The organism is Hymenobacter sp. R533113 (assembly GCF_056835965.1).
The window spans coordinates 1,930,107-1,955,006 of record NZ_JAKWBD010000013.1 but is presented as its reverse complement, the minus strand read 5'-3'; the positions used below and the strand labels follow the sequence as shown (position 1 = coordinate 1,955,006).

General features: G+C 57.6%; 20 protein-coding genes, 1 pseudogene and 1 riboswitch. Of the genes and pseudogenes, 19 read left to right on the top strand and 2 right to left on the bottom strand.

Annotated elements, in window-relative coordinates; all coding sequences use genetic code 11:
• The first annotated feature begins 163 nt into the window (after positions 1 to 163).
• Positions 164 to 2,599, top strand: a complete 2,436-nt coding sequence (locus MKZ35_RS17955) for a penicillin acylase family protein (protein WP_482514556.1) — start codon at positions 164 to 166, stop codon at positions 2,597 to 2,599.
• A gap of 177 nt (positions 2,600 to 2,776) precedes the next feature.
• On the opposite strand, the gene MKZ35_RS17950 is transcribed toward MKZ35_RS17955, so the two are convergent.
• Positions 2,777 to 3,535, bottom strand: coding sequence for an alpha/beta fold hydrolase (locus MKZ35_RS17950; protein WP_482514555.1), 759 nt, complete (start codon positions 3,533 to 3,535; stop codon positions 2,777 to 2,779).
• 101 nt (positions 3,536 to 3,636) lie between these two features.
• Positions 3,637 to 4,020 (bottom strand): winged helix-turn-helix transcriptional regulator, encoded by a 384-nt coding sequence (locus tag MKZ35_RS17945; RefSeq protein WP_482514554.1) that lies wholly within the window; start codon positions 4,018 to 4,020, stop codon positions 3,637 to 3,639.
• Between the two features lie 145 nt (positions 4,021 to 4,165).
• Here MKZ35_RS17945 and MKZ35_RS17940 point away from each other — a divergent pair, with 145 nt between their 5' ends.
• The 18 genes and pseudogenes from MKZ35_RS17940 (at position 4,166) to MKZ35_RS17855 (ending at position 24,896) form a co-directional block, all read left to right on the top strand.
• Entirely contained in the window at positions 4,166 to 4,939 is a 774-nt protein-coding gene (locus tag MKZ35_RS17940; protein WP_482514553.1) for a glucose 1-dehydrogenase, read from the top strand.
• Positions 4,940 to 5,137: 198 nt separating this feature from the next.
• Positions 5,138 to 6,282 (top strand): annotated as a pseudogene (locus MKZ35_RS17935) (alkene reductase).
• Between the two features lie 319 nt (positions 6,283 to 6,601).
• Positions 6,602 to 7,447 carry an SDR family oxidoreductase gene (locus MKZ35_RS17930; RefSeq protein ID WP_482514791.1) on the top strand — a complete coding sequence of 282 codons (846 nt, stop codon included), beginning with the start codon at positions 6,602 to 6,604 and terminating at the stop codon, positions 7,445 to 7,447.
• Between the two features lie 305 nt (positions 7,448 to 7,752).
• Positions 7,753 to 8,142, top strand: coding sequence for a gluconate 2-dehydrogenase subunit 3 family protein (locus tag MKZ35_RS17925; RefSeq protein WP_482514552.1), 390 nt, complete (start codon positions 7,753 to 7,755; stop codon positions 8,140 to 8,142).
• On the top strand, positions 8,061 to 8,351 hold the full coding sequence (locus MKZ35_RS17920; RefSeq protein WP_482514790.1) for a gluconate 2-dehydrogenase subunit 3 family protein: 291 nt from the start codon (positions 8,061 to 8,063) through the stop codon (positions 8,349 to 8,351). Before MKZ35_RS17925 ends, MKZ35_RS17920 begins: the two co-directional genes overlap by 82 nt.
• 82 nt (positions 8,352 to 8,433) lie before the next feature.
• Positions 8,434 to 9,741: a GMC family oxidoreductase N-terminal domain-containing protein gene (locus MKZ35_RS17915; RefSeq protein ID WP_482514551.1), complete on the top strand. Its 1,308-nt coding sequence runs from the start codon at positions 8,434 to 8,436 to the stop codon at positions 9,739 to 9,741.
• Positions 9,663 to 10,106, top strand: a complete 444-nt coding sequence (locus tag MKZ35_RS17910) for a GMC family oxidoreductase (protein WP_482514550.1) — start codon at positions 9,663 to 9,665, stop codon at positions 10,104 to 10,106. Before MKZ35_RS17915 ends, MKZ35_RS17910 begins: the two co-directional genes overlap by 79 nt.
• 311 nt (positions 10,107 to 10,417) lie before the next feature.
• Entirely contained in the window at positions 10,418 to 11,758 is a 1,341-nt protein-coding gene (locus MKZ35_RS17905; protein WP_482514789.1) for a family 1 glycosylhydrolase, read from the top strand.
• 282 nt (positions 11,759 to 12,040) lie between these two features.
• Entirely contained in the window at positions 12,041 to 13,474 is a 1,434-nt protein-coding gene (locus MKZ35_RS17900) for a M16 family metallopeptidase (protein ID WP_482514549.1), read from the top strand.
• Positions 13,475 to 13,661: 187 nt separating this feature from the next.
• Complete coding sequence (locus MKZ35_RS17895; RefSeq protein WP_482514548.1) at positions 13,662 to 15,017, top strand: M16 family metallopeptidase; 1,356 nt, start codon at positions 13,662 to 13,664, stop codon at positions 15,015 to 15,017.
• Positions 15,018 to 15,203: 186 nt separating this feature from the next.
• Positions 15,204 to 16,373 carry a signal peptidase I gene (gene lepB / locus MKZ35_RS17890; RefSeq protein WP_482514547.1) on the top strand — a complete coding sequence of 390 codons (1,170 nt, stop codon included), beginning with the start codon at positions 15,204 to 15,206 and terminating at the stop codon, positions 16,371 to 16,373.
• 225 nt (positions 16,374 to 16,598) lie between these two features.
• A riboswitch (SAM riboswitch) is annotated at positions 16,599 to 16,705 on the top strand.
• Positions 16,706 to 16,760: 55 nt separating this feature from the next.
• A complete protein-coding gene (gene metH, locus MKZ35_RS17885; RefSeq protein WP_482514788.1) occupies positions 16,761 to 20,489 on the top strand; it encodes a methionine synthase in 3,729 nt (1,242 codons plus the stop codon).
• Between the two features lie 357 nt (positions 20,490 to 20,846).
• On the top strand, positions 20,847 to 21,803 hold the full coding sequence (gene metF, locus MKZ35_RS17880) for a methylenetetrahydrofolate reductase [NAD(P)H] (RefSeq protein WP_482514546.1): 957 nt from the start codon (positions 20,847 to 20,849) through the stop codon (positions 21,801 to 21,803).
• A 194-nt stretch (positions 21,804 to 21,997) separates the two neighbouring features.
• Entirely contained in the window at positions 21,998 to 22,195 is a 198-nt protein-coding gene (locus MKZ35_RS17875; protein ID WP_482514545.1) for a hypothetical protein, read from the top strand.
• The gene (locus MKZ35_RS17870; protein ID WP_482514544.1) at positions 22,192 to 22,473 is read left to right on the top strand and encodes a hypothetical protein; all 282 of its coding nucleotides are present in this window, start codon (positions 22,192 to 22,194) and stop codon (positions 22,471 to 22,473) included. The genes MKZ35_RS17875 and MKZ35_RS17870 overlap by 4 nt, the downstream gene beginning before the upstream one ends.
• Positions 22,474 to 22,955: 482 nt before the next feature.
• Positions 22,956 to 23,525 (top strand): energy transducer TonB, encoded by a 570-nt coding sequence (locus tag MKZ35_RS17865; RefSeq protein ID WP_482514543.1) that lies wholly within the window; start codon positions 22,956 to 22,958, stop codon positions 23,523 to 23,525.
• A gap of 87 nt (positions 23,526 to 23,612) precedes the next feature.
• Entirely contained in the window at positions 23,613 to 24,164 is a 552-nt protein-coding gene (locus MKZ35_RS17860; protein ID WP_482514542.1) for a hypothetical protein, read from the top strand.
• Between the two features lie 195 nt (positions 24,165 to 24,359).
• The gene (locus tag MKZ35_RS17855) at positions 24,360 to 24,896 is read left to right on the top strand and encodes a hypothetical protein (RefSeq protein ID WP_482514541.1); all 537 of its coding nucleotides are present in this window, start codon (positions 24,360 to 24,362) and stop codon (positions 24,894 to 24,896) included.
• The last annotated feature ends 4 nt before the right edge of the window (positions 24,897 to 24,900 follow it).

Genomic DNA, 24,900 nt, shown 5'->3' with positions numbered 1-24,900 from the left:
TTTTGCAGCCGGTTCGGGCTTCTTTGTGTTGGCTGGGGGGCAAATCTCTGGCTCATAACTTCTCCTGGAGTAAGGAGCTGTTGTTATATGGGTGCATCAGCATAACTTAACGGCCACTGCCTACTCGCTGGGGGCTTTTTTCACCTGATTTCTACCGTTCCTTATGGCTTGGATAAAAGCCTTGTTGGCTCTGCTCATCAGCGTTACGCTTACCTGGGTACTTAACAGCAAGCAGGGTGATTTGCCGCCTTTTGGCAAATTTTTGAGCCCGTTCGTGGGCTTTTGGCAGAATGCCGAAGTTGCCGCCGACCGCTCGGCTCAGCAGGAGTTGACTTTATCCGGCCTACAAGCACCCGTGCAAGTACGCTTCGACGACCGACGCGTGCCTCACGTGTTTGCCCAAAACGACCACGACCTGTACTTCGCGCAGGGCTACCTCACGGCCCGCGACCGGCTCTGGCAGATGGAGTTTCAGACCCACGTAGCGGCCGGGCGCATTTCGGAGATTGTGGGTGAGAAAGCCTTGGAGTACGACCGGTTTCAGCGGCGCATGGGCTTGCCGTTTGGGGCCCAGAAGTCTTTGGAGGTAATGATGGCCGACCCGGTTACGCGCACGGTGCTGGAGGCGTATTCGGCGGGTGTCAATGCCTATATCAATAGCTTGTCGGCCAAAGAGCTGCCCTTCGAATACAAGCTATTGGACTACAAACCTGAGCCCTGGCAGCCGCTGAAGTGCGCCTTGCTGCTTAAGCTCATGGCCTGGGACCTGAGCGGCCGCTCCGACGATTTGCGCCTTTCCAACGCCTTGAATAAGTACGGGCCGGCCATCGTCAACGACCTTTTTCCCAGCTACCCAACTCGCGAAGACCCTATCGTACCGGTAGGCACGCCCCAGGATTTTACGCCGGTCACGGTACCGGCTACGCCGCCCACCTTTGCGGCCGCCATGTCGGACAAGGTGCCGGCGCGGGAACCAGACGCCGATTTGGGGTCCAACAACTTCGCGGTAAGTGGAGCAAAGTCAGCCACGGGCTTCCCTATATTGGCCAATGATCCGCACTTGCAGCTGAACCTGCCCAGCATCTGGTACCAGATTCAGCTGGTAGCGCCAGGCGTGAATGTGTACGGCGTTACTATTCCGGGCTCCCCTTTAGTGGTTATTGGCTTTAATCAGCAAGTAGCCTGGGGGGTGACTAATGTAGGAGGCGACGTGCTGGACTGGTATCAGCTCAAATTTAAAGACGCCACGAAACGTGAGTACTGGCACGACGGCCGCTGGAAACCCGTGCGCCGCGTAGTAGAGCGCATCAAAGCACGCGGCCTCCCCGACCGCCTCGACACAGTGCTCTACACCCACCACGGACCTGTTGTATACGACCAAGACGAGAAGGTTTTCAATAAGCAAACCCCTGTCCGACACGCCCTCCGCTGGACTGCTCACGAAGGTGGCAACGAGGTAAAAGCCCTGTATGACCTGAACCGGGCCCAGAATTATGCCGACTACACAGCGGCCATTCCCTACTTTGCTTCACCGGCCCAGAACTTCATTTTTGCCAGCGCCCAAAACGATATAGCCATTTGGCCCAATGGTAAGTTTCCGCTGAAATGGGCCGATCAGGGCAAGTTCATCCTCGATGGTACTAATCTGGCCCACGACTGGCAAGGCTGGATTCCGTCGGCCCACAACCCCCACGTGCGCAACCCGGCGCGGGGCTTCGTCAGCTCGGCCAACCAGTTTCCGGCCGGCCCCGACTACCCGTATTATCTGGGCTGGTCGTTCGGCACTTGGGAGCGGGGCCATCGCATCAATGAGCGTCTGGCCACCATGCAGGGCGCTACGGCCGACAGCTTGCGCCTGCTGCAGCTCGATAACCTGAATCTGAATGCCCAGCTTATGCTGCCGCGCATGCTTGCTTTGGTGCAGCCGCCGCAGCTTTCCGCCGCCCAGCGCACTACGTACGAGACCATGCAAAGCTGGAATTACTTCTACGATGCTGCCGCCATTGCGCCCAGCGTGTTCGACCTGTGGTACGGCAATTTGGTAAAGCGCCTCTGGGACGATGATTTTGGGGCTGCCGCCACTGGCCTGGAAATGCGCTACCCGCCCCGCGACCGCACCAACAATCTGCTTTTGCTCCAGGATACCAGCCGCTGGATCGACGACCGGCGCACGTCCCAGCGCGAAACGCTGCCCCAGCTCGTGCAGGCGTCCTTCCAGTTTGCCACCGATTCGCTGGAGCGCAAATTTGGCCCCCAGGGCCCAGCCTGGCGCTGGGCCAATCAAAAGAGCACCGATATTCTGCACCTGGCCCAACTCAAAGGCTTTGGTCGCATGGATCTGGAAGTAGGGGGCGGCGCGGCTATCGTAAATGCCATTTCGGAGCGCAACGGGCCTTCCTGGCGCATGGTAGTAGCCCTGGGGCCGCAGGTTCGCGCTTATGGTGTATTTCCTGGGGGGCAAAGTGGCAACCCCGGCTCGACTCACTACGATGACATGATTGAAACCTGGCGCAAGGGCGAGCTGAACGAGCTGATTTTTCTGCAACAGCCAAATGAGCAGCACCCACGGGTAAAGGCGGGCTTGGCCTTACAACCGTGAGTTAAGCAATATAAAAGACCGATAAGTAATTAAAGGCCGTCATGCAGAGCGGAGCGAAGCATCTCGCGTGCTGATGTTGCAAGGGTAATCCAACGAAGCGAGCGAGATGCTTCGCTGTGCTCTGCATGACGGCCTTTTTATGAGGCTTACAGTGTCAGTCATAGCTATCCTTTAATCCTAACGCTCCAGCGACTCGGCAAACTCCCGCAGCAGCGCGGCTACTTCCTGTGGCGCTTCCAGCGGCAGCAGGTGCCCGGCACCACCGATAATTTCCAGGGGTGTATCGGGGGGCAAGTGAGGCAGGGTTTCCAGGCCATGCAGGGAAGGCGACATCACGGCATCGGCGTCGCCGGCGAGTACTACGGCCGGCACCGTGAGCAGCGGCATGTGCGCCAGAATATTCTCGCGGCTACCATGCAGCAGCCAGGCTTCCCAGGCGGCCCGAGTCGTCCGAAGATTATCCTCGATTACCTGCGCTTGCACAGCCTCCGGCAGCGGCCGAGCCGTAATGTGAGCCAGCGTGCGGACCGCCGCCTCGGGGTTGCCGTAGGCATGCAAGGACGCGGTGCGCTCCTCATCTGTCATGGGCTCCGGGGCAGGCGGCGAGGGCGAAAGCAAGGCGATGCCGCGCAAGCCAGCGGGCTGCCGAGCAGCCAGGGCCAGGGCAATTTTGCCCCCCATGCTATGCCCGACCAGTATATAGTTGCTCAGTTTCTGCCCAATGACATAGTCGCTCACAAAATCGGCGTAAGCATCTACTGAATAGCCTCCTGCCGGGCCTTGGGCCGCACCAAAACCGCCCAGGTCAGGCGTGAGGCAAGTGTACTCAGGCGCTAGTTCGGCTGCTACGGCGGCCCATTCGCGCCCCGAGCCGGCCCAATAGTGCAGGCAAACAAAAGTGAGCTTAGAGACTGATGGGGAAGCAAGCAAAGACATAGGCGGCGCTGAAAAATATATACAGCCTGCTTACGCAAACGCCCCATGCAGCGGCCAAAATGCCCCCCAGGCCGCCATGAAATAACCTCCTCGGCCGTTTATTATCCGGCTACCGCTACTGCTTCGGCGGCTACTTCCGAGCAGTTAGCCTCGGCTGCTCCTAGCTTCTCCCGGTGCAAATCGCCCCACGCACGCAGGGAGCGAAGCACGGGGCAAAGCGTCTGGCCGTGGGTGGTGAGGCGGTATTCCACTTTGGGCGGCACCTGGGCATACACCCGCCGATCGATGAGGCCGGCTTCCTCCAGCTCCCGCAGCTGCTGGGCCAGCATCTTTTGGGTCACCTTCGGGATGAGCCGTTTCAATTCTCCAAAGCGCAGGGTTTCGTGCTGCGAGAGATGAGAGAGGATAAATACTTTCCATTTGCCCCCTAACACATCCAGGGCGGCCGTAATGGGACAGACAGGAGGCAATTTTACGGTAGACATCATTTTTAAGTTATTGATTATCAGCATCAGTTTCAAATAGGTACCTGCATTACTTTTGGGTATCTACTTGACAAATGTATCCTATTGCGGGCACCTTTGCAACGCTCCCCGCCACTCCGGCGCCGAGGTAAAACTCCTCAATAGCATGAAAAAGTTAGCAGGCAAAATAGCCCTCGTAACGGGCGGCAACAGTGGCATCGGACTGGCTACGGCCCAATTATTTGCCCAGGAAGGCGCTGCCGTCATCATCACCGGCCGCGACCAGCAAACGCTCGACGAAGCCGCCGCCCTTATCGGCGATAACACTGTAGCCGTACGCGCCGACGTGGCCCGCCTCTCCGACCTCGACCAGCTCTACGCTCAGGTAAAGGAGCAGTTTGGCGGCCTCGATATTCTTTTCGTAAACGCTGGCGTTTTTAAGGGCGGCTCCCTCCAAGACAGCACCGAAGCCCTATTCGACGAGACCTTCGATATCAATGTGAAGGGCGCCTTCTTCACCATTCAAAAAGCCGAGCCGCTGTTGCGCGATGGGGCCGCGGTAGTCATCAACGCCTCCGCCGTGATTCATGCCGGGATGCCAGGCGCTTCCTTATACGCTGCCTCGAAAGCGGCCGTGCGCCAATTGGCCCGCAACCTGAGCAACGAGCTGGCTCCGCGCAACATCCGCGTGAACGTGGTTAGTCCTGGCTATACGCGCACGCCTATTATCGGGCGTGCCGGCTACGATGCTGAGCAGGTAGAGGGCTTCTTCGGGCACGTATCGGGCGAGGTGCCGTTGCGGCGCCCCGGCCAAGCCGATGAAATTGCTAAAGCCGTGCTTTTCCTCGCCTCCGACGACGCGAGCTACGTGGTGGGCGAAGAGCTGCTGGTAGACGGCGGCTACGGCACCATCGGGGCGGCGGGTGTGGCGCGCGGGTAACCTTCGCGGGCAGCAGTCTGTTCTTCGACTTTAAAAGCAGCCAGCTTTCTCGCCGTGTTTCGCGGGGTTAGCGCAGGGTTACGCAGTGTTCAATCGTCAGCACACTGCGTAACCCTGCGCTAACCCCGCGAAACACGGCGAGAAATATCGCTCTTATCATTTTAAACTTTTTCTACCTCAATCACTACCGAAATCCTTATGCCACAGTCAGTCAAACAGCTTTTTACGCCCTTCCAAATGGGCGCTCTTTCTTTACCCAACCGCCTCGTAATGGCACCGATGACGCGGAGCCGCGCCGATAATGAGGGCAACGTGCCCACCGACTCTACGGTGGAATATTACCGCCAGCGCGCTTCTGCCGGCCTCATTATTACCGAAGGCTCCCAGGTGTCGCAGCAGGGCGTGGGCTATGTCAACACGCCTGGTATTTACTCGGAGACCCAGATAGCAGGCTGGAAAAAGTAACCGACGCGGTGCATGCCGAAGGCGGACGTATTTTTATTCAGCTCTGGCACGTGGGCCGCATTTCGCACCCATTTTTCCACAACGGTGAACTGCCCGTGGCGCCTTCCAGCGTAAAGCCCACCGACGTAATGGCTTACACGGCCAATGGCATGGAGGAAATTCCGGCCCCGCGAGCCTTGGAGCTGAGCGAGATTTCGGGTATCGTAAATGACTTCCGGAAAGCCGCTCGAAACGCGAAAGACGCCGGTTTCGACGGCGTTGAGCTGCACGGCGCCAACGGCTACCTGCTCGACCAGTTCATCCAGGACGGCTCCAACCAGCGCACCGACGAGTACGGCGGCAGCGTAGAGAACCGCACCCGCTTCGTGCTGGAAGTAGTGCAGGCCGCCGCCGACGTGTTCGGTGCCGACCGCGTGGGTATTCGTTTGGCGCCTACCGGCAACGTGGGGGGCATTTCCGACTCCGACCGGCTGGGTACTTTCAGCTACGTGGCCGAGCAGCTTAACAAATTTGGCCTGGCGTACCTGCACGTTATTGAGGCCTTGCCAGGGCATATGATGGCCGCTAAGCAAGGTCAGGAGCCGGTAGGCCCGCACTTGCGCAAGATTTTCGACGGTCCGTTTATTCTGAATGGCGGCTACACCCAGGAGACGGCCGAAGAGGCGCTGGCTAACAACGAAGCCGACCTGATTGCTTTCGGGGTTCCCTATCTAGCCAACCCCGACCTGGCAGAGCGCTTCGAGCAGGGCGCCGCCCTCAACATGCCCGACCAAGCCACGTTCTACAGCGGCGGCGACAAAGGCTACATCGACTATCCATCGTTGGAGGAAATGGAAGCTACGGAGCCCTCGCCCAAGCAGGACATTGTGAATTACTAGCCTTTCCGGCTGCCCAAGCAAAAGCCCCGCTTCGGAGTTATCCGAGGCGGGGCTTTTGCTGTGTGGAGACGCGACATTTCGCCTCTCCCCGTCTGTCTCAGTTCGGCGTTCACCGTTCACCGGGGAAGAAAGCGAGAAGAGTTACGCCTCTACAGCTTGAATAAAAAGTGCTGACCACCCCAGCCCAAATTTTGCGTAGACAGTAAGATCATCACTATCATTTCGCCCTGCTATGCCTGCCAAGAAAGCTTCCACCTCCGCCAAAACGCCCCCCACCAAAGCTGCCCCCACGCCCATTGAGCATCCCACGGCCAAGGACATGAAAAAGCACGCCCAGAAGCTGCCGTACCCAGCCAAGCAGGCCGACATGAACCTGCAGCCCGGCATGAGCTTCGCCACGTACCGCGCAGCCGATAAGCTGGGGGGCAAAATTGCCCTTATCACCGGTGCTGACTCGGGCATAGGGCGAGCCGTAGCCGTGGCTTTTGCCATGGAAGGGGCCGACGTAGCCGTGCTCTACAACGAAAACGACGCGGACGCTCAGGAAACCCAGCGCCTGGTAGAAGCCCAGCAGCGCAAGTGCCTGCTGCTCCGCCTCGATGTGCGCGACCCAGACCAGTGCCGCCAAGCCGTGCGCCGCACCCGCGCCGAGCTGGGTGGTTTGAATATTCTAGTGAATAACGCGGCCTACCAAATGGCCCAGGAAAAGTTCGAGGACATCAGCGAGGAGCAGATTCGCCGCACCTTCGACACCAATATTCTCGGCTATATCTGGATGGCGCAGGCCGCCTTGCCGCACCTGGAAAGTGGTGACTGCATTATCAATACCGGCAGCATCGTGGGCCTCACCGGCAACCCGCTACTCATTGATTATACCGCCACCAAATCGGCTATTCACGCTTTCACCAAATCATTGGCCACGCACCTGGGCGAGCGGAATATTCGGGTAAACTGCGTGGTGCCCGGCCCGGTCTGGACGCCCAATATCCCAGCCACTATGCCCCTGGAGGAAGTCGAGAAGTTTGGCTACGAAGTAGCGCTTCAGCGCCCCGGCCAGCCCGAGGAGCTGGCGCCCGCCTATGTGCTGCTGGCTTCGCAGGACGGCTCTTTCATGACGGGCAGCCTCGTGCACGTGACGGGAGGCAAATTATCCAGCGACCAATAACAGCAAACTCCCGCTTGGGCAATTGTTGTTAGTAGTGCGAACTTTCAGTTCGCGTATCGTTGCTGACGGTGCATGATGTTATTTAAAAAGCCCTTAGCGCATCGTTCTGCGATACGCGAACTGAAAGTTCGCGCTACCAACAACGATTCCCCAAGCTCCAGCTTAGGGTTACATTTCCGGCAACTATAACCCCAGCTCATCAGTAAGCAAAAAAGCAGGCGCTGACGCAATACGAGGGTGCGGCGGGAAGTTTTGGCTTCCAGGCAGTTTACTACCTGTAGCTTCCCTTATCAGTTGCTTTGCCCATGACTTCTCCCCACTATCCGGACGGTACCGTGCGTGCTCTGCTCGACACTGAACTTGTAACCGAGGCTACCCGCGCCGCCCTTCTGGCTCGCCTTAATGCGCCCCCTTACGAGCCCCGGTTTCTGGAGGCTGCTACCTATGATTTGCTGCGCGCTGTGGCCGATTGTCTTTTCCCCCAGCCCGACCGCCCTGAGCCCATCGAGCTGGCTCCCGGCGTCGACCAACGCCTCGCCGAAGGCCGCAGCGACGGCTGGCGCTACGATACCATGCCCCCCGACCGCGAAGCCTATCGGCTAGGTCTGGGGGCATTAGTCAAAGCGCCCACGCTTTATTCCAGCAGGATTTTCGGGCCCTCACCCCCGACGACCGGGCTAGAGTACTCCAGCTAGTACAGGAAGGAAAAGCTCCCGGTGAAGCGTGGGAAATAGTGCCTGCGGTTCGGTTTTTTGAAGAAATGCTGGCCGAGCTTACCGAGCTCTACTACGCCCATCCCCTGGCTCAGGAGGAAATCGGCTACGTAGGCATGGCCGACGCGCTCGGCTGGACGCGGCTGGGTTTGAATGAGTTGGAGCCCCGCGAGCCAGAACCAGGTGAATGAGTGAATAGGTGAATGAGTGGATGCTTATCACTCTATCGCCTACCCACTTATTCACCTATTTACTCATTCACCCATTGTCCTCATGCCCGACGAAGAAATCATAGAAGAAGGAGTATTGAATCCGCTGAAGCCTACGGTGCAGGACCCTCTGCTCCAGCAGATTCTGCAGGAATCGGCTCTCGAACCCGAGCCGCAGCCCGCCGAAATTCCTCTACCCACCGATGAGGTTGATTGCCTGGTTATCGGGACAGGGGCTGGCGGAGCGCCGCTTTTAGCGCGCCTAGCTATGGCCGGCCTGAAGGTGGTAGCCCTGGAAGCCGGCCCCTGGCACGACCCCAAAACCGACTTCGCCACCGACGAAAAAGCCCAGGAGTTTCTATTCTGGAACGATGAGCGCCTTTCGGCGGGCCAGGACCCCGTGGCCTTCGGCAAAAACAATTCCGGTACCGGCGTGGGCGGCTCCACCCTGCACTATACCGCCTATACGCCCCGCCCCCACCCCGACGACCTCCACCTGCACCGCGACTTCGGCGTGGGTGTCGATTGGCCGTTTGGCTACGAGGAGTTGGAGCCCTACTACGAGGAGCTGGAACATTTTTTGGGCATTTCGGGCCCAACGCCTTACCCCTGGGGACCCCAGCGGCGCCGCGGCTACCCACTGGCACCGCTCCCACTCAACGGCGCCGCCCAGCTCATGGAGCGGGCGTGCCGGCAACTCGGCATCCAGACGTCGCCGGCGGCCAATGCGGCCCTGTCGGCGCGCTACTACCAAGAAGGCGTGGGCTGGCGCGAGGCTTGCACCAACCGGGGGTTCTGCCAAGCAGGTTGCAGCACCGGCGCCAAAGCCAGCATGGACGTCACTTTTCTACCTCTGGCCGTAGCCCACGGCGCCGAAATCCGCCCCGATTGCTTCGTAACCGAAATTGAGCGCAACGAGCAAGGTCGCGTAACGGGCGTGGTATACGAGCACAACGGTATTACGCAGCGCCAGCGCTGCCGCCACTTATTCATCTGCGCCGGCGCCGTTGAAACGCCGCGTTTGCTACTACTGAATGAGTTGGCGCTGAGCAGCGGCCACGTCGGGCGCAACTTTATGGCTCACCCTGGCGTGCAGGTGTGGGGCACCTTCCCAGAGGATATTCGCCCCTACAAAGGCATTCCTGGGGGGCTTATTTCAGAGGATACCCACCGCCCACCAGATGCCGATTTTGCCGGCGGTTATCTATTGCAAAGCATTGGCATGATGCCCGTTACCTTTGCCGGACAGGTAGTACGGGAGCGGAAGTTCTGGGGGCAAAATTGCGCGACTACATGCGCAATTACAATCACATCGCCGGCATCAATATCCTGGGCGACTGCCTGCCTCACGAAGAAAATTTCCTGGAGCTAGCCGAGGAAAAGGACGCTCGCGGCTTGCCCAAGCCGCGCCTGCACTTCACTTACCACGACAACGAAATAAAGATGAACCGCCACGCCGAGCAGCTTATGCGCCGCATTTGGAAAACCGCCGGCGCCACCGATATCTGGGCGTTTCCGCGTTCGGCTCACGTCATCGGCACCGCCCGCATGGGTCTCTCCGGCGACGATGCTGTGGTAAACGCCGAGGGCCGCGCCTTCGATGTCCCGAACCTGTACATCTGCGACAACTCTGTGTTTCCCAGCGCCTTAAGCGTCAACCCGGCCCTTACCATCATGGCACTGAGCCTGCGCACGGCGGATAAATTTTTGGAAAGCCAAAGGAAACGAGACAGTTGAACATCAAACTCCCCTCCTCAGATGAGGAGGGGATGTCGAAGCGCAGCTGAGACGGGGGTGGTTGCGGTCGTTGTTTAGGGGTTTAATTGCACGTCATGCTGAGCTTGTCGAAGCATCTCGCGTGTTTAGCAGGATTAGTAATCAGACGTCAGCACGCGAGATGCTTCGACAATCTCAGCATGACCGTCTTGAGTTTTCAATTAAACAACATCAGCAACTAAACAACGCCCTTAACCACCCCAGCCGTGCCTGCGGCTCGGCATCCCCTCCTCAAATGAGGAGGGGAGTTTTCGTGCTTATTTCAGCAACTCATCATGGCGAAAGGCTTTTTAACCCACATCATAGACAAGTTCGGCAGCGGCGGCTACGAGGGCGACCAGTACGGCGGGGCCAGCGGCCACGACGGCAGCGGCTTGCCTACAGGCGCTTCCGGCAACTTCATGTTTGCCACCGGTATTGAGTGCTCCTACCCCACTATTGACAATGGCCGCACCCGCCGCGACTTGCTGGCCGAGTGTGGGCACTATGAGCATTGGCAGAAAGACTTGCAGCTTGTCAAAGACTTAGGACTGAAAGTGCTACGCTACGGCTTGCCGTACTACAGCATGCACAAAGGACCAGGCCGCTACGACTGGGAGTTTGCCGACTTGGTGATGGCCGAGATGCAGCGCCTGGAAATCACGCCCATCCTGGATTTGCTGCACTTCGGCGTGCCCGACTGGCTGGGCAACTTCCAGAATCCCGAGCTGCCCGTGCACTTTGCGGCCTTTGCCGGGGCGGTGGCCAAGCGCTACCCCTGGGTGCGCTACTACACGCCTATCAACGAAATCTTCGTCACGGCCCGCATGAGCGCCAAAGACGGGGCGTGGAATGAGCAGCTGCGTACTGATAAAGGCTTCGTGACGGCCATGAAGCACTTGGTGGCGGCCAGCATTATGGCCAACCAAAAAATAGCCGAACAGCGCCCCGATTGCATCATTGTGCAGAGCGAATCGGCGGAGTACATCCACGAGTTGCGGGCTAGTCCGTGCGCCGAAATCAAGCTCGATAATAAGCTGCGTTTTCTGGCTCTGGACCTCCTCTACGCCCACCATCCCGACGCCGACGTGCTCACGTATCTGCTCGATAACGGCCTGACACGCAAGGAGTACGACTGGTTTATGGCTGGCGAGCCGCCCGGCTACCAGATTATGGGCAACGACTACTACGGCCGCAACGAAAAGATTATTCTGCCCAGCGGCGAAATCTGTACCAGCGTGGATGTGCTGGGTTGGTACAACATCACCCTGGAGTATTACCGGCGCTACCGCAAGCCCGTGATGCACACCGAAACCAACGTATTCGACGCCAAAGAAGCGCCTACCTGGCTCTGGAAACAGTGGGTCAATATCCTGCGAATGCGCCAGGAAGGCGTGCCGGTGCTGGGCTTCACCTGGTATTCCCTCATCGACCAGGTAGACTGGGACATCGGCCTGACGCGCAAAGTAGGCACCGTAAACGCCTGTGGCCTCTACGACCTCGACCGCAATCCGCGCCCAGTGGAGGCGGCATACCGACAGTTGCTGCAGGAGTACGGCCAAATCACGATTGTGCCGCATGGTGAGCTATTTGTTGTCACCAAGCAGCCCGCCACGCTGAAGGTAGAGGTATAGCTTCTACATATAGCCGTCATGCAGAGCAGAGCGAAGCATCTCGCGTGCTGATGTTGCATTGTTACTTCAACTAAACACGCGAGATGCTTCGCGTTGCTCTGCATGACGGCCATATGTACCTGTGTAGTATCCCTTAAAGCCATTATCCATCATCTGTAAGCAAGTAAATAGCGGCTTCTGGAAAGCAACGGTTCAACTAAGAATGGCATCTTTTATATAAATGCTTAGCTTTTCTTAATATAGCACATCCAAAATCCTTCCACCCTCCAGCTTCCACTATTTATGCTTTCAACACGACGCTTACTTCCTGGTCTGCTATTGGGTCTGGGGGGCTTTTTTGCCCTGAATTCCTGTAGCCAGAAAACCACCTCGGGCGTGGCCGGCGACCAAAAAGCCCCCCAGGCTACGCCGATAGCCAAAGTAGCTACCTACCAGGTGCCAGTGGAGTATTTCACCCTCGACAACGGCCTGAAGGTGGTGCTCTCGCCCGACAAAACGGCCCCCGTTGCCACCATTGCGGCGTATTACAATATTGGCTTCCGCATCGAGCCCCGCAACCGCACTGGGTTTGCGCACTTGTTTGAGCACATGATGTTTCAGGGCTCCCAAAATCTGGGCAAGATGGAGTTCATTCAGGTAGTGCAGAAAAATGGCGGTGTTTTGAACGGCTCCACCCGCTTCGATTTCACCAACTACTTTGAAATCGTGCCCGCCCACAAGCTCGAAACTATGCTGTGGGCCGAAGCCGACCGCATGCGGGGCCTCAACATCACCCAGGAAAACCTGACCAATCAGCAGGGCGTGGTGAAGAACGAGGTAAAGGTAAACGTGCTCAATCAGCCCTACGGCGGCTTTCCGTGGCTGGATATGCCCCAGTACGCCAACAAAAACTGGCACAACGCTCACAACTTCTACGGCGACCTGAAAGACCTCGATGCGGCCAACCTGGAGGACGTTCAATCTTTCTTTAAGACCTTCTACGCCCCCAACAACGCGGCCCTCGTCGTAGTCGGCGACTTCAACCCCGCTGAGGCCAAAACCTGGATTAAGAAGTATTTCGATAACATTCCAAAGTCTACGCTGCCCGCCAAAGTAGACCTGACGGAGCCTCGCCAGGACAAGGAGCAGCGCTTCAGCAAAGACGACAAGCTGGCCACCAAGCCTGCCCTGGCATTCGCCTACCATATGCCCGACAAAAACACGCCGGAGTACTACGCCATGGGCCTGCTCGACCAGATTCTATTGCAGGGCAACGACAGCCGCTTGTACCAAGCCTTGGTGCAGGAGCGCGGCTACACGGGCTCGGTGAGCGGCGGTATCAATTCGGGCCTGGGCAACATGTTCAACTACAACGGGCCCATGCTCTGGGATGGCAGCCTGGTATATGATAAGAATGTGTCGGCCGACTCGGTAGTAGCGGTGCTGGACCGCGAGATTCAGAAGCTTGACAAAGAAGGCGTAAGCCAGGAGTTGCTGGACCTGGCCATCGTTAAGATGCGCTCCGACTTGTATGACCAAGTAAGCCAAACCTTCGGCTTCGGGAAGGCTGATTTGCTGGCCACTTTCGCTTTATTTGAAAACGACCCCAAGCGGATAAACCAACTGGAAACCGAGTTTCGGAAAGTGACGCCGGAGCTGATGCAGAAAACGCTGCGCGAGTATCTGCGCCCCACGAACCGGACGATTCTCACGATTAATCCATTGGCGAAAAGCTAGTAACGCGAAGCGGTGCTTCGCTCGTTGTTTAGCAGAACAAGTCTTTGCAAAAAGCCTCCAGCCAGGTCGTTCAACGAGCGAAGCACCGCTTCGTGCTACACCCCAATGATTCTCCAAGCCGAAGCTCGGCCCTACACTCAAAGAATTACCTCATGAAAAATATAGTTATCGGCTTACTAAGCGCCGCGTGCGCCCTCAGCACCCCAGTGTTGGCCCAAAAAGAAACTCCCCCGCTGGCGGCTCGCCCCGCGACTTCACTTTGCCCCCCAAGACGGAATTCACCCTTGATAATGGCCTGCAAACCACGCTAGTGCCCTACGGCGAGATTCCGAAAGTAACGGTAAGCATGATCGTGCAGGCGGGCAACGTGCACGAGGCCGCCAACGAAAATGGCCTGGCCGACATCGTCGGGAATCTTATGCGCGAAGGCACCACAACCCTCTCCGCCAAGCAGATTTCGGAAAAAGCAGCCCGCATGGGTGGCTCGCTCGATGTATCTGTGGGGCCTAACCAAACAGTGATTTCGGGTTCGGTGCTATCCGAGTATGGCCCGGAGCTGGTGCGGCTGATGGCTGACTTGGTGCAAAATCCCGCCTTCCCGCCCTCCGAGATTGAGCGCATCAAGAACGACTTTAAGCGCGAAAGCAACCTCTCGCGCTCCCAGCCCGGCACTCAGGCCCGCACGAAGTTCACTATGGCTCTCTACAAAGGGCACCCCTATGGCCGCGACATTCCCACCGACACCGAAATAAACGCTTATGGCCCGGAGCAGGTACGCGACTTTTACACCAAGCAGTTTGGGGCCCAGCGCACGGCGGTATATGCCGCCGGCAAGTTTGATGAAAAGGCGATGCGCGAGGCGGTTACATCTTCTCTAAGCAACTGGACCAAAGGCCCCGCTCCGCGCATTGAGATTGCCAAGCCCGTCACCAAAACGGACCTGATGGTGCAGGACCGACCCGGCGCACCGCAATCTACGTTGGTTATCGGCCTGCCCGTCGTCGATCCTACGCACCCCGACTTTACGCGTCTGCGCGTGATGAACTCCTTGCTGGGGGGCTCCTTTGGCTCGCGCATCACCAGCAACATTCGCGAGAATAAAGGTTACACCTATTCTCCCTCCAGCGGCGTCAATGCCCGCTACCGCGTGGGTGATTGGTCCGAAGTGGCCGACGTAACGACGGAGCACACCGGCAATTCACTCAAGGAAATTGTCTACGAAGTGGAGCGTCTGCAAAAAGAGGCGCCCACAGCCGAGGAGCTGGAAGGCATCAAGAATTACGAGGCGGGTTTGTTTGTGCTGCGCAACTCCACGCCCGCCGGCATTATCAGCCAGCTCAGCTTCCTCGATCTGCACGGTCTGCCTGACAGCTACCTCACGAACCAAGTGAAAGATATTCACGCCATTACGCCCAAGGAGATACAGGACGCCGCTAAGAAATATGTCCGCGCCGATGAGATGACCATCGTTGTAGTAGGCGATAAAAAGGTGATTGACCCGCAGCTGAAGAAGTTTCAGGCGGAGCGGAAGAAGGCGCTTTAAGCTGAGGAGCAAATGCCCTTGCAGAGGCCTCACTCGCTAGTTCCCTCTATAAGGAAGGGAGCTAGGGAGTGAGGCCTTTGTTATTCGACAGCCACCAACAGATGCTAGACAGCAAGAAAGGAGTCAGTAAATACCAGAACAACAACTTTATTCGTTGCTGAGCTGCAATTACTAAAATAACTCTATATGCCGTTTTTTACTCGTAAGCGCTCTGGCCAAGTAGCCGAACCCTCGAAACCGAAAAGCGCCGCGCGCGGCTGGCTGGACGCCGTGATTTTTGCCGTGGTGGTAGCCTCATTTTTTCGCTGGTCAACAGCGGAGGCCTATTATATTCCTTCCGAAAGCATGGAACAATCCCTGCTGGTCGGAGACTACTTGGTGGTAAGTAAGCTGCACTATGGGCCTATCACACCCCAGACTCCGTTGCAGGTGCCGCTCACGCACCAGACCCTGCCGGTTGGGGACGTCAAGAGCTATTCCGACCTGATTCAACTGCCCACCTACCGCTTCCCGGGCTTCAGTTCCATCCAACGCAACGATGTGGTGGTATTCCATGTGCCGCATGAGCAGCAGCGCCCCGCCGACCTGCGCACCAACCTGATCAAGCGTTGCATCGCCGTGGCGGGTGATACTATCTCTATTCATCAGGGTCAGGTATTTCTTAACGGCCAACCTGGTGCCGTTGCCGGTCAGCCCCAGACAACTTACTTCCTGGAGGTGCCCTCCCCCAACGATGAGGTACGCCAAGCCCTGCACGCCCAAGGCGTAGTGGACTATCGGGAGCCTGACGGCATTCCGGCGGCAGTCACGAATCCAGAAACCGGGAAAACAGGCTTCTTCATCAGCTGCCCGGCATCCATCGCTACGTACTTTCGGCGGCAGCCCTACGTCAAGGCGCTTACTGTAGCTGGGGCCGAGGTACCCGCCGGCTCACTGTTCCCGGATGCGGCCGACTTCCACGTGTCGGCGGCTACGAGTGCGGTGCAGCGCGGCTGGCAACTTGACGATTACGGGCCGCTGCCAGTGCCCAGGAAAGGCCAAACCATCAAGCTGACAAGAGCTAATGCCGCGCTGTACTACAAAATCATCGCGCAGTACGAGCACAACCAGGGCATTACCTGGCAGGATGGTATGATTCAGCAGAACGGACGGCCGCTGACCAGTTATGTTATCAAGCAGAACTACTACTTCATGATGGGCGACAACCGCCACAACTCAGAAGATTCGCGCTTCTGGGGCTTCGTCCCCGAAGACCATGTAGTGGGCAAAGCGGTATTTGTCTGGCTCTCAATTGACCCGTACGCCAACTTGCTGCACAAAATTCGGTGGAGCCGTTTATTTCATCCGATTAGCTAAGGCAGTCTGTCGCCACATACGAAGCCCCCCATTCCTTGTCGAGTGGGGGGCTTTTTTGCTTTTAGCAGAAGCTTTTATCATCTGGTAACCGAGCCGGGCCAGCCGCCGAATATAGATTTCGCTCGGCGGCGACATTTGCTCTGTGGCGGCTGATGCTTTCCCGCTAACAGCCAGTGCTCAACCAAACCAAACTTTTTTCGTCGTCTTGCTGTATCTTTGCTCAGCTACTTATCCAGAAAGACCGAGGGACTGGGCCCTGTGACGTCTTGGCAACCTGAGTAAAACAAGGTGCCAACTCCCATTTTGCCCCCCAGGGCAGAAGAAGATAAGTACGGAGCCCTCATTTCGAGGTCCTCTTTCTGGATAGGCGGCGCTACAAACGCCTTTATTCGCAGGAGACCTTATGCAAACGACCCGCCCCGCCTCCCCCTCTACGACATCCTCCAACAGCGCATTCTGGTGCTCGATGGCGCCATGGGTACCATGATTCAGCGCCATCCGCTGACGGAGGAGGACTTCCGGGGTACGCGCTTCGTTGACCATCCCAAGCCTTTGCGCGGCAACAATGACCTGCTCAGCCTCACCCGCCCCGATATTATCAGCGGCATTCACGCCGAGTATTTCGCGGCCGGCGCCGACATGGTGGAAACCAACACCTTCAGCGGCACCACCATCGCCCAGGCCGATTATGGCCTGGAGCATCTGGCCTACGAGCTGAACTACGAGTCGGCCCGCCTGGCCCGCGAAGTAGCCGACGAGTTTACGGCCCGCGAGCCCCACAAGCCGCGCTTCGTGGCCGGCGCCGTAGGTCCCACCAACCGTACCGCTTCGCTCTCCCCCGACGTGAACCGTCCCGGCTTCCGCGCCGTAACCTTTGATGAGCTGGCCATTGCTTATCTGGAACAAGTGCGCGGCCTGGTGGAAGGTGGCTCGGACACGCTGCTTATTGAAACCATCTTCGACACGCTCAATGCCAAAGCGGCGCTGTATGCCGTGCAGAAGTACTTTGATGAAGGCGGCCGGGTAGTACCCGTCATGATTTCGGGTACCATTACCGATGCGTCGGGCCGCACGCTTTCGGGGCAGACGGTAGAGGCGTTCTGGAACAGTATCAGCCACTTGCCACTGCTGAGCGTGGGCCTGAACTGCGCCCTCGGCGCCGACCAGCTGCACGTGTACGTAAAGGAGCTGAGCCGTATTGCCGATGTGCACGTGTCAGCGTACCCGAACGCGGGTTTGCCCAACGCGTTTGGCGGCTACGACGAGTCGGCCCAGGAATTTGCGGCCGTGGTGGAAAATTACCTAAAAGAAGGCATCGTGACGGTGGCGGGGGGCTGTTGTGGCACCACGCCCCAACACATTGCCGAGCTAGCTAAGCTAGCCGAGAAATACCAGCCGCGCCAGCTGCCGGAAGTGCCCAAAGCTACTCGTTTAGCTGGTTTGGAGCCGTTCGGCATTACTCCTGATAGCCTATTTGTAAACGTGGGCGAACGGTGCAACGTGACCGGCTCGCGCGCTTTTGCCCGCCTCATCCGTACGGGCGCCTATGAGCAGGCCCTGCAAGTGGCCCGCGACCAGGTAGAAGGTGGCGCCCAGGTGCTCGACGTGAACATGGACGAAGGCATGCTCGACTCCGAGCAGGCCATGACGACCTTCCTCAACCTGATAGCCTCCGAGCCCGACATCTCGCGGGTGCCGGTAATGATTGACTCCTCAAAGTGGAGCGTGCTCGAAGCCGGCCTGAAGTGCGTGCAGGGCAAGAGCATCGTGAATTCTATTTCGCTGAAAGAAGGCGAGGAAGTATTCAAGGAGCGCGCCCACACCGTGCGCCAATACGGCGCAGCTATGGTGGTGATGGCCTTTGATGAGAACGGCCAAGCCGATTCTTTCGAGAAGCGCATTGCCATTTGTAAGCGCAGCTACGATATTCTGGTAAATGAGGTAGGCTTCCCGGCCGAGGATATCATCTTCGACCCCAATATCCTGACCGTGGGCACCGGCATGGAGGAGCACCGCAACTACGCGCTGGACTTCATCGAGGCCGTCCGTTGGATTAAGGCCAATCTGCCCGGCGCCCTCACCAGCGGGGGCGTCAGCAACATCAGCTTTTCCTACCGCGGCAACGACGTGGTGCGTGAAGCCATGCACACGTCTTTCCTCTACCACGCCATCCGCGCCGGCCTGGACATGGGCATCGTAAACCCCAGCCAGCTGGGCGTGTACGACGAGATTCCGAAAGATTTGCTGGAGCTGGTAGAAGACGTACTGCTCAACCGCCGCCCCGATTCTACCGAGCGCCTCGTGGACTTTGCCGAAACGGTGAAGCAGAAGGACAAGGTGGAAGTGGTGGCCGACGCCTGGCGCGGCCTGCCCGTGGCCGAGCGCCTACAGCACGCCTTGGTGCGCGGCATCACCGAGTTTATCGACGAAGACACCGAGGAAGTGCGCCAGCAAGTTGGCCGGCCGCTGGAGGTGATTGAGGGCCCGCTGATGGCCGGCATGAACGTGGTGGGTGACTTGTTTGGGGCCGGCAAAATGTTCCTGCCCCAAGTGGTAAAGTCGGCGCGGGTGATGAAGAAAGCGGTGGCTTATCTGGAGCCTTACCTGCTGGCCGACAAGCAAGGCTCGGAGCGGCAGACGGCCGGCAAAATCCTGCTGGCCACGGTAAAAGGCGACGTCCACGACATCGGCAAAAACATCGTGGGCGTGGTGCTGGCCTGCAACAACTTCGACATCGTGGACCTGGGCGTAATGGTGCCGCTGGAGCGCATTCTGGACGAAGCGGCCAAGCAAAACGTGGACGTTATCGGCCTCAGTGGCCTGATTACGCCCAGCCTCGACGAGATGGTGTACGTGGCCCAGGAAATGGAAAAGCGCGGCCTCAAAACGCCGCTGCTGATTGGCGGGGCTACCACCTCGCGCCTGCACGCGGCCGTAAAAGTGGCTCCCAACTACTCCGGCCCCATGGTACACGTGCACGATGCCTCGCGCTCGGTGGGCGTAGCGGCCAGCCTGCTCGGCTCCAGTGGCGACACCTATGCCCAGGCCGTGCGCGATGAGTACACCACCCTGCGCACCGACTACGCGGCTCGCCAGCGGGAAAAGAATTATCTGACCATTGAAGCCGCCCGCGAAAACCAGGCGAAGGCTGACTGGGAAACCGCGCCCATTACCAAACCGACTTTCCTGGGCACCAAAGTGCTCGATAACTACCCGCTGGCCGAACTGGCTGAGTACATCGACTGGACGCCGTTTTTCCACACCTGGGAGCTGAAAGGCCGCTATCCGCGCATTCTGGAGGATGAAAACCTGGGCGAGGCGGCTACCAAGCTGTTTGCCGATGCCCAGGCCATGCTCCGGCAGGTTATCAGCGAAAACCTGCTCACGGCCCGCGCCGTGGTGGGCTTCTGGCCCGCCAACACCGTCGGCTACGACACGATTGAGGTTTATACCGACGACCAGCGCGAGCAGCTGCTAACCGAGTTTTTCACCTTGCGTCAGCAAAGCGAAAAAGCCCCCCAGGTGCCTAATCTGGCCTTTTCCGACTTCGTGGCTCCCAAAGATTCGGGCCGGCAGGACTACATCGGCGGCTTTGCCGTGACGGCGGGCCTGGGCATTGAAAAGCTCATCGAAAAGTTTGAGGCCGACCACGACGACTATTCCAGTATCATGATCAAGGCCCTGGCCGACCGCCTGGCCGAGGCTTTTGCCGAGCGCCTGCACCAGCGCGTGCGGGAGGAGTTCTGGGGTTATTCGGCCAACGAAAAGTTGACGAAGGAAGAGCTGATTCAGGAGAAGTACCGCGGCGTACGGCCCGCCCCCGGCTATCCCGGCTGCCCCGACCACACCGAGAAAATCACCCTGTTTCAACTGCTTGATGCTGACCAGCAAACCGGTATTATCCTCACCGAAAACCTGGCCATGTACCCCGCGTCGTCGGTTAGCGGCCTCTACTACGCGCATCCCGATTCGCGCTACTTTGGCCTCGGCAAAATAGCCCGCGACCAGGTAGAAGACATTGCGCAGCGCAAAAACATGCCGATTGCGGAGCTGGAACGCTGGCTTTCGCCCAACCTCAACTATAACCCCACCAGCGTACCCGTTACCGCGCTGTAAGAACAACAAGCTCCCCTCCTCAGATGAGGAGGGGACGCCGTGCCGAAGGCGCGGCTGGGGTGGTTGCGGTCGTTGTTTGATTGTTTAGTTGTCATCCTTAATCTGACGTGCCGAAGGAAGAACCTTATCACAGCTGAACGAGTCGTTGATGCGCTAGTCGTTCGCATCTCTATAAGGTCCTTCGCCAGCGGACGCTAGGTCAAGGATGACATAACTAACACGAAGCTCCACTTAAACAACTAAACAACGCCCTCAACCACCCCCGTCTCAGCTTCGCTGAAACATTCCCTCCTCATCTGAGGAGGGGAGCTTAACGACCAACTACAACTATTCACCAGCCTGCTGCTGGTGTTCTATATGAAAGTAACCGACCACCTGATCCAAGCCGACGGCAAAACGCTGTTTTCCTTCGAGGTTTTGCCCCCCAGAAAGGGCGAGAACATCCAGAATCTGTTTGGCAATATTGAGCCGCTGATGGAGTTCAAGCCGCCTTTCATTGACGTGACCTACCACCGCGAAGAGTACGTGTACCGCAAACAGCCGAATGGCTTTTTGGAGCGCAAAACCGTGCGTAAGCGGCCCGGTACGGTAGGCATTTGCGCGGCTATCAAAAACCGTTTTGACGTAGATACGGTACCGCATCTGACGTGTGGCGGCTTCTCAAAGGAAGAGACGGAGAATGCGCTGATTGACCTGCACTTTCTGGGCATCGACAACGTGCTGGCTTTGCGAGGCGACCCGATTAAGTCAGAGCCGCACTTTGTGCCCGAGCCCGACGGTCATGCTTATGCCAGCGACCTGATTGAGCAGGTGGCCTGCATGAACAAGGGCAGCTATCTGGATGAGGATCAGGAGGACACGTTTCCTACTAACTTTTGCATCGGCACGGCTGGCTACCCGGAGAAGCACTTCGAGGCACCCAACTACGGCTCCGATATTCGCTTTCTGAAGCAGAAAATGGACCGCGGCGCCGAGTACATCGTCACGCAAATGTTCTTCGACAACGAGCAGTTTTTCAACTTCGAGAAGCGCTGCCGGGCGGCGGGTATTACGGCGCCTATCATTCCGGGCCTGAAGCCGATGACCACCAAAAGCCAGCTAACGATGCTGCCGCGCACGTTTTTCCTCAACATTCCGGAAGAGCTGGCTGAGGCCGTGAGTCAGTGCCGCGACAACGAGGATGCGCGCCGCATTGGCATTGAGTGGTGCATCAACCAAAGCCGCGAGCTGATGGCCCACGGCGTGCCCTGTCTGCACTACTATTCCATGGGCAAGTCGGAGTCGATTCGGCGCGTGGCCAAGGAGCTGTTTTAGACAGTTATCAGTTAACATTTACCATTTAACAGGCAGCCAGCAGTCAGTTAACATTTATCAATCAACATTTAACCCCTTTACCTGACATCAACGCGCGGCTCGGTTTTGCAGTAAACTGATAGGTCAGCTCTTTTCACAACAGGTTAAGTGGCGCCATCTGAGGGCGGCCAGAACTGTTAAATGTTAATTGATAAATGTCAACTGAACTAGACGATCTGTTTGCCCGGTTGCAAGAGGCGGAAGCGCCAGCAGAGATTGAGGCGTTGCAGAGCGGCATCTGGCAAATCTGGCTTACTACCAGCGACCACGCGCTGGACAAGCACTTGGAGGCCGGCATGCGGGCCTGTCGGCCGGCGACTATACCCGTGCCATTGCCGACTTCACCTACTTGATTGACACCCAGCCGGATTTTGCCGAAGGCTGGAACAAGCGCGCCACTGCCTATTACATGCGGGGCGAGTACCGCGCTTCCCTGCTCGATATTACCGAAACCCTACGCCGCGAGCCGCGCCACTTTGGGGCCCTATCGGGCTGGGCTGCTATACTACGCATGCTGGGCGAAGACCGCAGTGCCCTGCGCGTGCTGCGAAGGTTGGCTAAAATCTGTCCGCACTTTCCTGGTTTGCAGGGTCAGCTACGCGACCTGCGCGACCGCACCGACGAGGAATAACCAAACGCTGGAAAGCGCTGGCTGGGGGGCTTTTTGGGGCCAAATCTCAGCACTATTATCTATAGAAGCTTCCGACAAATCAGGCCGCGCCGCGCTAGTTAGCGGACGTGGCCCGGTCTGATTAGTCGGAAGCTTCTCTTTTGCCCTTATACGAGGCTTTTTGCCAGCTTCAGATTCTGAGTGAGGCCTTAGCTTTATCCATAAATAGTGGTGCTTGCTCTATAAATCGGTTTTTTATAATATCTACGCGTATTAGAATATTTTCTATACAGCCACTACAAAATGGTTTACTTTTTGAAGTTAACACTCCACTTATTCAACTGATTTATGGAAAAAAAGCAGTTTATTACTGCGTCGGGCTAAAATCAGGTCATCCTTATATTTATGACTTTATCCATAAATTATTTAATCAAGCTAGTATTCAGTTTTGTATTTTCTCTTCTCTGCCCTTCTTATACTACCCTGTATTTTTTAGCGTCTTTATGAAACGACTTCTACTTCTAGCAGTGCTGTTTGCCTTGTATTGCGCGCCCGTGCAGGCCCAACGTCTTCGTAAAACGGAGTGGGAAAGCGGGATGCAGGAAAAAGGCGAAAAAGTGGGCGTGTGGGAGTACTATGGCTATACCCGCGAAAGACGACAGGTGGTGATACAGCGCTACGACCACTCCGCCAAGCAGCTAGTGTACTTTCGGCCCGTCGAAGATGTGGCCTACGAGATGGCCCAGGGTACTACCTGGGTGCGCGCCCACGTAGATCAGCCTCCTATTTTTATTGGCGGTGATGCAGCCTTGGCTACGTACACCACCAAAGTTAGCTACCCCGAAAAGGCCCGCACTCAGAATATTCAGGGGCGAGTGGTGGTTTCTATGACTATAGATACGCTGGGTAGGGCCTCTGACTACAAAGTGGTACAAAGCATTGGGGGTGGCTGCGATGAAGAGGCCCTGCGCGTGAGCCGAACCATTCCGGCCCAGTGGATAGCAGCACGCAAGAATGGGCATGCAGTCGTAGTGCGGCACGAGCAGCCATTCACGTTTAAGCTTAAGCAGTAGAGGTAACCTGGTACTGCCATGTTGATGGTTGAGACTATTTGCGAGCAAGCGGATATCTAACTCGGCGGCTGGCGCGTACAAATACCTATGAAAGCTTCCACCACTTCTTCACCTCAATTAGTTTCAGTTAGAGGCTTATCCTTTGCCCTCCTCTTCCTACTTGCCGCCTGCGATACTACGCCCCGCGAGCGCCAAGAGATAGTGCGCGAGGAGGCCCGCAAGCTGGATACCCTGGCCGACCGCGCCGGCGACCGGCTTAGTCGGGCCGGCGACCGCGCCGCCGACTACACCGCCACGGCCCGCGCCCGCAATCGCCAGCCCCTCGACCCAGCGGCCGAGGTAGCCTTTACCACCGAACTGCTGGGCACCTACGCCACCATCGATAAGCTCACGCCCCAGAGCATTGAGCCGGCCTACACGCAGCTGCTGCGCCAGACCCGCGCCAAGCGCCGCGAGTGGACCCAGCGCGACTGGGACTACGCTACCAGCGTGTACAAGCGGCTCAACTACCGGCTCAAAGAAATCCGGCTGGATGTAGTAGGGCGCGATGAGCTCCGTATTCGGGGGCTGCAAGCCGAGTTTATAGCCATGGAATCGGGCCGCGATGTAAAGGATTTGGGGAAAGCGGTGAAAGAATGATTTTTGCCGCCTGGCTAAGCCCATTGCAGTTCTGGTTATTTTGCCTATCTTAAAAAAAAGCCTCAGATTTTATAGCTGGGAGCTTTTTTAGAATATTTTCAAGCGTTGCCGAAGCCTGTCACAAACCCGTTCGCACACCTTGGGTAAGGTGATACTTTGCAGCTCTGCTCCCAGATTTTCAGCCACATACAGGGGTTGATTCCGCTTCTTTCGTCCTGCCCGGCCGCCACCTTTCTTTCCTATGACCAGCGCTTCCCCCCCGATTCGTCCGTGCTCCACGATATTGAAGAGTTCACTTCCTTGTTGCAGCGGCACGGAGTTCATGCTGCGCTTCAATACCTGAATAGCCGCACGCCGCACCGCTACACCGGCGTATTTCGCTTCGATGGTGACCAGTTACGCAATGAGGCCCTTTACGACCGCCGCGACCCCATTAACGTGCTGCAAGGCACCGACGCTCCGATGGAGGCCACTTACTGCGCCTTGGTAGGCCGTCAGCAGGCACCGCTGGAAATCACGGATGCCACCACCGATCCGCGCGTTAAGGGCCTGGTTGATACGCCCGTGGTTTCCTATTGCGGGGTCCTTATCCGGGACAGTGAGGGCAGGGCATTTGGCACGCTTTGTCACTACGATATGCAGCGCTGCCAGGAGCGCACCACCGACTTGCCGCTGTTGGAAGCCGCCGCCGGTCTGCTGTACAACCATTTGTACCCTACTGACGCCAAGTAGCTGT